The organism is Sphingomonas sp. (assembly GCF_019242355.1).
Classification (GTDB): Bacteria; Pseudomonadota; Alphaproteobacteria; order Sphingomonadales; family Sphingomonadaceae; genus Sphingomicrobium.
On the sequence record NZ_JAFAVR010000089.1, the window covers coordinates 1 to 9,696 of the forward strand.

Below are 9,696 nucleotides of genomic sequence, written 5' to 3' on the forward strand. Positions count from 1 at the left end.
GGCGGCGTTGCGAGATTCTCTCCTGAAGGCGAGCCACCGTGTTGATGCGCACGACCTCGTCGCGGCGCATCTTTTGCTCTTCGAACCTTCGCGCCGACCCGGTGAGCGCGCCATTCTCGCCCAGGAATGGCTCGATCAGGCGGATTCCCTGGTCGCTCATGACGAACTCGCGAACCTGGTTAGAGTGGGCGATGCCGCGAGCCTTCAACAGGTAAAGCTCGCGATTGAACTCGCCGTTGACCTCGCGGTTGAGGAGCAGGATCCAGGCATCCATCAGCGACGACAGGCCCGCGTCCGTCTGCGCCTGACCCTGTTCGTGCGCGAGGTGGGTGAAGACGCCAGTGATGCCTTGCGTCTTCAGATAGTCGATCATCCGCAGCAGCATCGACTGGACCTCGAGCTCCTCGCCGGTGTCGAGGAAAGCGGAGATGGGATCGAGCACGACGAGGGACGGGTCGAATCGCTGGATTTCGCGAAGCATGACGGCCAGGTGCATCTCAAGGCTGTAGAAGGTGGGCCGCACGGCAACGCAATGCAGAAGGCCGGAGTCGATGTGCGGCTGCAGGTCGATCCCGATCGAACGCATGTTGCGCACCGTCTGGGCCGCCGATTCCTCGAACGAAAAGTAAATCGCCTTCTCGCCCCGGTTGCAGCAGGCATTGACGAACGCGGCGGCGATCGAGCTCTTTCCCGACCCGGCGACGCCGCTCAGCAGGACGCTGCTGCCGCGGTGGAAGCCGCCTCCCTGGAGCATCGCGTCAAGATCGGGAATGCCCGTGGAAATCCGGTCTTCGTGGACCTGATGGTGAAGTCCGAGCGAGCTCGTCGGAAGGACGCTGAAACCGTCCTCGCCGATGAGGAATGGATATTCGTTCAGGCCGTGCGCGGTGCCGCGATACTTGACGATCCTGAGCCGCCGCGTGCTGACCTGGTTGTGCACCCGGTGGTCGAGCAGGACCACGCAGTCGGAGACATATTCCTCAAGGCCCTGGCGGGTCAGCGTGCCGTCGCCGCGCTCGCCGGTGATCACGGCGGTGAGGCCGCGCTCCTTGATCCAGTCGAACAGCCGACGGATCTCAGCCCGCAGGATCGCCGGATTCTGGAAGGCGGAAAACAGGCTCTCGATGGTGTCGAGGACGATGCGTTTGGCGCCGATCTCGTCGACCGCGAGCTCGAGGCGCAGGAAGAGGCCCTCGAGATCGTAGTCGCCGACCTCGGCAAGCTCCGCCGGGTCGATCGCGATATGCTCGACGTGGACCTTCTTCTGCTCGACGAGTTCCTCGAGCCCGAAGCCAAGAGAACGGACGTTGGCGGCGATGTCGCTCGGTCGTTCCTCGAAGGTAACGAAGATGCCTGGCTCGCCGTTGCGCGCGCCGTTGATCAGGAAGGTCGAGGCGAACAGGGTCTTGCCGCAGCCGGCAGAGCCGCAAACCAGCGTCGGGCGCCCGCGCGGAAGGCCACCGAGGGTGAGCTCGTCGAATCCGGAGATCCCGGTGAGCGCCTTTGCAATCCCTTCAGCCACTTAGCCTCCGTCGAGTTCGTTTCGGGCCTGTCGAGGTTGTTAGAGCAGCCGAACGATTGGTGCCACTAGCGGAAAAATTGCTTAGGACCAAAGAACTTAGATTACATGCGCGGCGGTTTTGGTGACGGACGATCCTATCGATCGGGGGTCTCCAGCGTGTCGCAGAGCCGCCGCGTGAGCGAAGCGAGCGTATAGGGCTTCTGAAGCACCGGGCGCGACCTGTGCTGATCCGGCAGCTGGCCCTGCTCGCCGTAGCCGGTCGCGAAGAGATAGGGCACGCCAAGGTCGAGGAGGCGGTTCGCGATCGGCACGCTGTCGTGGTCGCCAAGGTTGATGTCGAGGATGGCGACGTCGGGTCGCCTCGTCTCGATCGCCGCGATGGCGCCCACCGCGGATGATTCGGTAGCCACGGAATTGGCACCGAGGCGGTCAAGCAGGTCCTCGGCATCGAGCGCGATGATCAGGCTGTCCTCGACGAGCAGGACGTTCTTGCCGCGAAGAAGCATGCCAACGTCCCGCGGCTCAGCCTCCGGCTTTCCGGGCAGGCTGATCCTGTTGCCGCTTAGGTCGGCGGACTGAACGACATGCCTGGCCGGGATCATGAATTCGGCGCGCACGCCGTCGCTGGCATAGTCGACCTTTGCCGTGCCGCCGAGATCGTAGGGGACGCTGTGCTCGATGATGGTCGTTCCAAACCCCTTGCGGTTGGGCGGCCAGACCTCGGGCCCGTCCTCCTCGCGCCAGCAGAAGTGGAGGTCCCCATTGTCGTTCGTCGACCATTCCGCGAGCGCCCTGCCGTTCTGAACGGACAGGCTGCCGTACTTGACGGAATTGGTCACCAGCTCGTGGACCACGAGGGCGAGCGTCGAATAGGCCTGGGGATTAAGAAGAACTGGCGGCCCCTTGAGGGTCAGCCGGTCCTTCTGGGTCGAGAGGAAGGCGGCCGCCTCGGCTTCGAGCAGATTCTTGACCGGCGCGGGTCCCCAATGGTCGTCGGTGATCTGGTTGTGGGCCCGGGCAAGCGCATGGACGCGACCGTCGATCACCCGGACGAAATCCTCGATCGAGGTGCCGTCGGCCGGCTTCGACTGGCGGATCAGGCCGCGGATCAGAGACAGGATGTTCCGGACCCGGTGGTTGAGCTCGGCGATCAGCAACTCCTGGCGGCTCGTCGCCTCGCGCCGCTCGGCGCTGGCTTCGTCCGACAGGCGAAGCACGACTTCGATCAGGGTCGCGCGCAGGGTTTCGGCGACGCGGATCTCCGACGGGCTGAACGGGAGCGAGCGGCCGACCACCGTCTCCTTCCATTCCTCGAAGCTTTCGCGTGGAGTCAGGCGCGGGCCGTTCGGGCCATATTGCACCGGCTTGTGCGGGTCGCCCGCCCAGCGCACCGAGCGCACGATCTCGGTGCGGAACAGAACGACATAGTCGCGCGGCATGCGCGAGATCGGAATCGCAAGCAGCCCCGCCACCTGCATCGGCGGACCGCCCCGGTCAGGCACGAGTGTGCCGATCTGGTCGGTCGCATAAGCGCGGCCGGCGGCGGTCGAGTTCAACGCCTGGATGATGCGTGCGAACTCGCCGGTGTTCGGAGTGACTCCGCTGAACGCGTAATTACCGTTGATCCAGACGGCGACCCCATCGGCTGGAATTGCGCTCGTCAGGATCGACGACAGCCAGTCGGGGTCGTTGAGCAGCGTCTCGTCGGACGCGACGGCGCCCAGCAGCTGATCGGAAATGTCGCGCGCGCGCCGCTCATATTCGACGATCTGCGTGCGCTCGCGCGATTCGATTCGCATGGCGAACATCTGCGCGAACAGTTCGGCGACCGACCGGCGCTCGAAGCTCGGGCAGCGCGGCGAGTAATGATGACAGGCGATCAGGCCCCACAGCTTCCCGTCGACGATGATCGAGATCGACATGGACGCCCGGACGCCCATGTTGCGCAGATATTCGATGTGAATCCGCGACACCGAGCGCAGCACCGACAGCGAGAGGTCGATCGGCTGGCCATATTCGTCGGTTGGCGGTTCGATCGGCACGGGCTCGGCATCGATGTCGGTGATCACTCGAAGCAGGCTGCGCAGGTAAAGCTCGCGCGCCTGGCGGGGGATGTCGGTCGCCGGGTAGTGGAGTCCGAGGAAGCTGCCGATGCCGCCCTTCGCGCTTTCCGCCACGACCTCGCCTGAACCGTCGGCAGCGAAGCGGTAGACCATCACCCGGTCGAACCCGATCAGGGCTCGAACCTGGCGAGCGCCCTCCTTGAAGAAGTCGGCCATGTCCGCCGCCTGCTCGAGCCGATTGACCATGCCGCGCACCGTCCCGGTGGCGTCACCATAGTCGGTGTCGTTGCTCGGCTCCGCCTCGAGGATGATATGCGAGCCCGACATGTGCAGGGCGACGTCGAAGGTTCGGCCCTTGTCCTGCAGATGCATGCGGAAGACGCGCTCCATCGCGTCCTTTCCGCGAAGCAGCGCCAGGCGGTTGCGAAGCGCGTGAATCGCCTGCTTGCCGAGAACCTCCGAGGCCGGGCGGCCGATCAGCTCGCTTCCGCCGGTGTCGAGGAACTGCCCGAGGTTCGCCGACACGTTGGAGATCATCCAGTCGGCGGTCAGGACGATCAGGAAGCCGATCGGCTGGATCGCGCCGAGCTGGTGGATCGGCTCGCGGTCGCAATTGGTAAGATCGACGTCGGCGGGCGACGCGGCGGACTTGTTCATCAAAGGCCGACCTCGTGCGCTACGCTCAGGAACAGTGCGAAGCAGCGCCGAGCGGCTGCCGCTGCTTCACCTATCAGCGCGTCCGAATAAAGACGCTGATCCAGGGCGGCAATAACATTGGGCCACGATCCGCCACAGTCCGATCCCGACAGGAAATCACTAGGAAAACCCTGGCCTAAACGTCGCTTGAGCACCCGGCCGCCGAGCCTCGAACCTTCAAGGACGTAGGCCGTTCCGAGAAGCTCGCCGACCGTGTCGAGGGCAGGGGCGAGGACCGGCTCCGGCATTGCCTCACCGAGGGCGGCAAGGTCAGCTTGAATCGCGCCCGACCGGCGATGGTCGTGCCAACCGTCGACGAGGTCGTGCAGCCCGGCCGACGACAGGGCCGATTCAACCGCCGGCACCGCTCGCCCGTGGAAGCGCAGGAACCGTCCGTAATCCTGGCGATCGGCGAGGTCGAGCCGGGACAATCGTTCATCGAGCTCGCGATGCACGTCGTCGGTTGCCGCCTTGAGTGCAAAGCGAACTTTCACCTCGAGGGCATTGAACGGCCGGCCGGACAAAGCAAGTCCGCGGCCCGACACTTCGGCCGTTAGCGACTGGCAAGGCGCACAAAAAAGGCCCCGCATTGCTGCGGAGCCTTTCTCGTTTGCTGCCGACCCGGCGTCGGCCGGCCGTGGCCTAGTCGTTGTCGTCGCCGGTCAGGAAGGCCGGAGCGAACTCGGGAGCGGGTCCCTCGTCATTGCCGCCTTCGCGCTCGCGGCGCGGGCCGCGGTCACCGCGACCTTCGCCGCGCGGACCACGGTCGCGATCGCCTCCACGGCCGCCGTCACGTCCGCCGCCCTCACGGCGGGGACCACGGTCGCGGTCACGGCCGCCGCGATGACGGTCGCCGCGGTCGCCGCGAGGCCCACGGTCGCCGCCTTCACGCGGCTCGCGCGGGGGGCGGGTGTCTTCGAGCTCGGCGCCGGTCTCCTGGTCGACGAGGCGCATCGACAGGCGCACCTTGCCGCGCTGGTCGACCTCGAGCAGCTTGACCTTGACCTCCTGGCCCTCGGTCAGGACGTCGCGGACGTTCTCGACCCGCTCGTTCTTGATCTCCGAGACGTGAACCAGGCCGTCCTTGCCCGGCATGAAGGTCACGAATGCGCCGAAGTCGACGATGCTCGCCACCTTGCCGGTGTAGATGGTGCCCGGCTCCGGCTCGGCGACGATGCCACGGATCCAGTTGCGGGCGGCCTCGATCTTGGCCGGGTCCGAGGACGCGATCTTGATCGTGCCGTCGTCGTCGATGTCGACCTTGGCGCCGGTCTCCGCGACGATCTCCCGGATGACCTTGCCGCCGGTGCCGATGACTTCGCGGATCTTGTCCTTGGGCACCTGCATCGTCTCGATGCGTGGGGCGTGGGCGCTGAGCTCACCGCGGACTTCGCCGAGGGCCTTGGCCATCTCGCCGAGGATGTGGGCGCGTCCGTCCTTCGCCTGGGCGAGAGCGGTGCGCATGATTTCCTCGGTGATGCCGCGGACCTTGATGTCCATCTGCAGCGAGGTGACGCCGTTCGACGTGCCCGCGACCTTGAAGTCCATGTCGCCGAGGTGGTCCTCGTCGCCCAGGATGTCGCTGATCACGGCGAAGTCCTTGCCCTCGAGGATCAGGCCCATGGCGATGCCGGCAACCGGCGCCTTCAGGGGAACGCCGGCGTCCATCAGGCTCAGCGAGCCGCCGCACACCGTTGCCATCGACGACGAACCGTTGCTCTCCGTGATGTCCGACAGGACGCGGATCGTGTAGGGGAATTCCTCCATCGACGGCAGCATCGGGTGCAGAGCGCGCCAGGCTAGCTTGCCGTGACCGACCTCGCGCCGGCCCGGAGCGCCGAAGCGTCCGACTTCGCCGACCGAATAAGGCGGGAAGTTATAGTGCAGCATGAAGCGCTGGTAGGAGAGGCCCTCCAGGCCGTCGATCATCTGCTCGGCTTCCTTGGTGCCCAGCGTCGTCGTCACGATCGCCTGCGTCTCGCCGCGGGTGAACAGCGCCGAGCCGTGAGTGCGGGGCAGGAAGCCGACCATGGACTCGATCGGGCGAACCGTCTTGGTGTCGCGTCCGTCGATGCGGCGGCCTTCCTTGAGGATCGCGCCGCGGACGATGTCGGCCTCGAGGCTCTTCACCAGCTTGCCGGCGACGAGCTGCTCCTGCGGATCGCTCTCGATCATCGCGTCGGCGGCCTTGAGGCGCGCGGCGGCGAGGGCGGTCGAACGCTCCGACTTGCTGGTCAGGCGATAGGCGGCGTCGATGTCGCTCCCGATCAGGTCCTTGAGCTTGGCCTTGATCGCAGCCTTGTCGGCGGCGGGGGCGAGCTCCCACGGGTCCTTGGCGGCCTGCTCGGCAAGGTTGATGATCGCGTCCACGACTGGCTGCATGCCGCGGTGGGCGAACATGACGGCGTTGAGCATCTCCTCCTCGGAAAGCTCCTTGGCCTCGGACTCGACCATCATGACGGAGTCGCTGGTGCCGGCGACGACGAGGTCGAGCTTGCCGTCAGCGACCTGCTGCTGGGTCGGATTGAGGATGTACTCGCCCTCGTTCGAGTAAGCGACGCGAGCGGCGCCGATCGGGCCCATGAAGGGCACGCCGGAAAGGGTGAGGGCGGCCGAAGCGGCGACCATCGCCAGGATGTCGGGCTCGTTCTCGCCATCGTAGGAGAGGACCTGCGCAATCACGAGGACTTCATTGTAGAAGCCGTCCGGGAACAGCGGGCGGATCGGGCGGTCGATCAGGCGGCTGGTCAGCGTCTCCTTCTCGGTCGCGCCGCGCTCACGCTTGAAGAAGCCGCCGGGGATGCGCCCCGCGGCCGAGAACTTTTCCTGATAGTGGACGGTCAGCGGGAAGAAGTCCTGCCCCGGCTTGACCGACTTTGCGGCGGTGACGGCGCAGAGCACCACGGTTTCGCCGAGGGTCGCGAGAACCGCGCCGTCAGCCTGGCGGGCAACGCGGCCCGTTTCGAGCTTGAGGGTCTTTCCGCCCCACTCGATTTCGACAGTTTTCGTATTGAACATTTGCTTTCCTTTTCCTCGCGGGCCGGATGCCGGCGGGGGCAGCTGTGTGCGAGCATTCCGGCTCGCTTCGGTCGGGGCCGTTCGACCCCAAGGCCTGCCGCCGAATTGCAGCCGACCCCGATGTGCGAAGGGCGCCGCCTGGGCGCCATTGCCGGTTATTTGCGAAGGCCGAGCTTGGCGATGAGGTCCGTGTAGCGGGTCTCATCCTCGCGGCGCAGGTAATCGAGCAGCGACCGGCGCTTGTTGACCATCATCAGGAGGCCGCGGCGAGAGTGGTTGTCCTTCGCGTGGCTCTTGAAATGCTCGGTCAGCGTCTGGATGCGGCTGGTCAGGATCGCCACCTGGACTTCGGGCGAACCCGTGTCGGTCTTGTCGCGACGATGTTCCTTGATCAATTCCTGCTTGCGCTCGGCGGTAATCGACATTCGTGTTTACTCCGCGACATCGAGTAGGTTGAACCCCCGGACGACCTTGAGGCCGTCGGCCAGGGCTTCGACCAAGGCGACCGGAGTTCCCTCCGACGTCGCAAGGCTGAGCCCCGGCGTCGCGGGGAAACCGGCAAGTCGCTGTCCGTGACGGAGCAGTTGAGCCTGACCGGGGGTGACGGGGAGGGCCGGGATGTCGACCAGCGCCGTTTCAAGCGGAACAACCGCCCCATCGATGCGCCGCGCCTTAGCGGCTTCGCCCAGAAAGTCCAGTGAAATGGCCTGTTCGAGCGTGAATGGCCCGGCGCTTGTACGTCTTAGGTAGGAAACGTGACCGACGGTTCCAAGCGCCCGGGCAATGTCGCGGGCGAGCGAGCGGATGTAGGTACCCTTGGAAACGGTCGCAGACAGGGTGATTTGGTCAATCCCCTCGTCATTCCCGCGAAAGCGGGAACCCGGTCCTTCTTCGTGTTCGGCTGGGGCCCCTCCTTCGCGCGGGCGACGAAGAAGAAGTTGGCTCACGGTCACCCGCCGGCACTTCACCTCGACCTGCTCGCCGGCACGGGCCCGCGCATAGGCCGGCTTCCCATCGATTTTCAAAGCAGAATAGACCGGCGGCAGCTGCTCGATCTTGCCGGTGAAGCGGGGAAGGACGCCTTCGATCTGCTCCAGAGTCGGCCGAACCTCACTGGTGGCGACAACCTTCCCTTCGGCGTCCAGCGTGTCGGTCTCCTCGCCCAATCGAATGGTGAAGTCGTACGTCTTGGTCGCATCCAGCATCCGCCCGGCCAGCTTGGTCGCCTCGCCAAGCGCGATCGGCAGCACGCCGCTCGCCAGCGGATCGAGGGTGCCGCCGTGCCCGACCTTCGTCTTCGGCTCACGCGCTTCGCGCAGCAGCCGCTTGACCGCGCTCACCGCAGTCGTTGAGCCAAGTCCGCGCGGCTTGTCGAGGATGATCCAGCCATGAAGCATGGGGCGACTCTTAGCGGCGCACCGACCGCCGGGCCACGCCTTCGGCGCATCGTTCCCCATCGCCTCGGAACATGGTTAAGTGGATCGTAACGATGATGGGGCACATCCGCGCAATGCCGACCTTATTCTTTCGCCGAGGCCTCCGGCCGACCATCCTGTCGGACTTGCCGCTCGCGTTCGGCTTCGTCCTCCTCCTCTCCTGCGCTGCCTGTGGCGTCTGGCTGTTTCAGCAGCAACGCGCGGCCGACGGCTGGGTCCGCCATACGCTCAATGTCGAGAATCGGCTGTCGGAAGTGCAGATCGAGGGGCTGAAGGTCGGCGTCGACATCCGCACGAGCGTTCTTGCCGGCCGGTCCGGCGCCGATGTCGACATCGATGGCTACCGCGACCGCTATTTTGCGGGGATCGAGGACCTGCGCCGGCTGACCGCCGATAATCCAGAGCAGCAGAGGCGCATCGCCGAACTGAAGGCGATTAGTCTGCGCCGCTTCGCCGTTCTCGGCCAGGCTGCGGCAAGCCGCCACGCCGGTCGCGTCGAAGAAGCGGCCCGGCTGATCGTCGCGCCTCAGATGCAATCGGTCATAGATCGAGCCCGAAGCGACATGGACGCTATTCGCGCCATCGAGGTCCGTCTCCTCGCCGAGCGCGTTCGCCGAGCCGACAGCCTACGTTATCTCGCCTCGCTGGTGCTTGTCGCCAGCCTGTTCCTGGCGCTGCTGATGACGATCTTTGTCTTCCCGGAGCGCCGCGAGCGCATCCGGGCGCTGTGGGCGGCCAAGCAGGAGCTGGAGGCCGCAGTGCAGGCCAAGCGCTCCTTCCTCGCCAATATGAGCCACGAGATTCGCACGCCCATGAACGGCGTGCTGGGCTTCACCGAGCTGCTGCTGGCCAACGATCTGTCATTCGAGCAGCGCAAGCGCGCCGAGCTGATCGACAGCTCCGGGAGAGCGATGATGCGGCTTCTCAACGACATTCTCGACTTCTCAAAGATTGAAGCCGG

Annotated in this window: 7 protein-coding genes; 1 reads left to right on the plus strand and 6 read right to left on the minus strand. The window is 65.6% G+C overall.

Features of this window, described 5'->3' with window-relative positions; genetic code table 11:
• From kaiC to truB, 6 genes are all read right to left on the minus strand, one after another.
• The coding region (gene kaiC / locus JOZ79_RS04310; RefSeq protein ID WP_294071101.1) for a circadian clock protein KaiC at positions 1 to 1,522 on the minus strand (1,522 nt) is incomplete at its 3' end.
• A gap of 134 nt (positions 1,523 to 1,656) precedes the next feature.
• Positions 1,657 to 4,242 carry an HWE histidine kinase domain-containing protein gene (locus JOZ79_RS04315; RefSeq protein WP_294071103.1) on the minus strand — a complete coding sequence of 862 codons (2,586 nt, stop codon included), beginning with the start codon at positions 4,240 to 4,242 and terminating at the stop codon, positions 1,657 to 1,659.
• Positions 4,242 to 4,871 carry a biliverdin-producing heme oxygenase gene (locus tag JOZ79_RS04320; protein WP_294071107.1) on the minus strand — a complete coding sequence of 210 codons (630 nt, stop codon included), beginning with the start codon at positions 4,869 to 4,871 and terminating at the stop codon, positions 4,242 to 4,244. Before JOZ79_RS04320 ends, JOZ79_RS04315 begins: the two co-directional genes overlap by 1 nt.
• A gap of 52 nt (positions 4,872 to 4,923) precedes the next feature.
• Positions 4,924 to 7,299: a polyribonucleotide nucleotidyltransferase gene (gene pnp / locus JOZ79_RS04325; RefSeq protein ID WP_294071110.1), complete on the minus strand. Its 2,376-nt coding sequence runs from the start codon at positions 7,297 to 7,299 to the stop codon at positions 4,924 to 4,926.
• Positions 7,300 to 7,454: 155 nt separating this feature from the next.
• The gene (gene rpsO / locus JOZ79_RS04330) at positions 7,455 to 7,724 is read right to left on the minus strand and encodes a 30S ribosomal protein S15 (protein ID WP_294071113.1); all 270 of its coding nucleotides are present in this window, start codon (positions 7,722 to 7,724) and stop codon (positions 7,455 to 7,457) included.
• A 6-nt stretch (positions 7,725 to 7,730) separates the two neighbouring features.
• Positions 7,731 to 8,696 (minus strand): tRNA pseudouridine(55) synthase TruB, encoded by a 966-nt coding sequence (gene truB, locus JOZ79_RS04335; protein ID WP_294071116.1) that lies wholly within the window; start codon positions 8,694 to 8,696, stop codon positions 7,731 to 7,733.
• Between the two features lie 113 nt (positions 8,697 to 8,809).
• Here truB and JOZ79_RS04340 point away from each other — a divergent pair.
• Positions 8,810 to 9,696, plus strand: an 887-nt coding sequence (locus JOZ79_RS04340) for a histidine kinase dimerization/phospho-acceptor domain-containing protein (RefSeq protein ID WP_294071118.1), incomplete at its 3' end; no start/stop codon positions are given.

Coding starts and splice junctions, on each gene's coding strand:
- JOZ79_RS04315 (WP_294071103.1), bottom strand. CDS start 4,242: ATGAACAAGTCCGCCGCGTCGCCCGCCGACGTCGATCTTACCAATTGC.
- JOZ79_RS04320 (WP_294071107.1), bottom strand. CDS start 4,871: ATGCGGGGCCTTTTTTGTGCGCCTTGCCAGTCGCTAACGGCCGAAGTG.
- pnp (WP_294071110.1), bottom strand. CDS start 7,299: ATGTTCAATACGAAAACTGTCGAAATCGAGTGGGGCGGAAAGACCCTC.
- rpsO (WP_294071113.1), bottom strand. CDS start 7,724: ATGTCGATTACCGCCGAGCGCAAGCAGGAATTGATCAAGGAACATCGT.
- truB (WP_294071116.1), bottom strand. CDS start 8,696: ATGCTTCATGGCTGGATCATCCTCGACAAGCCGCGCGGACTTGGCTCA.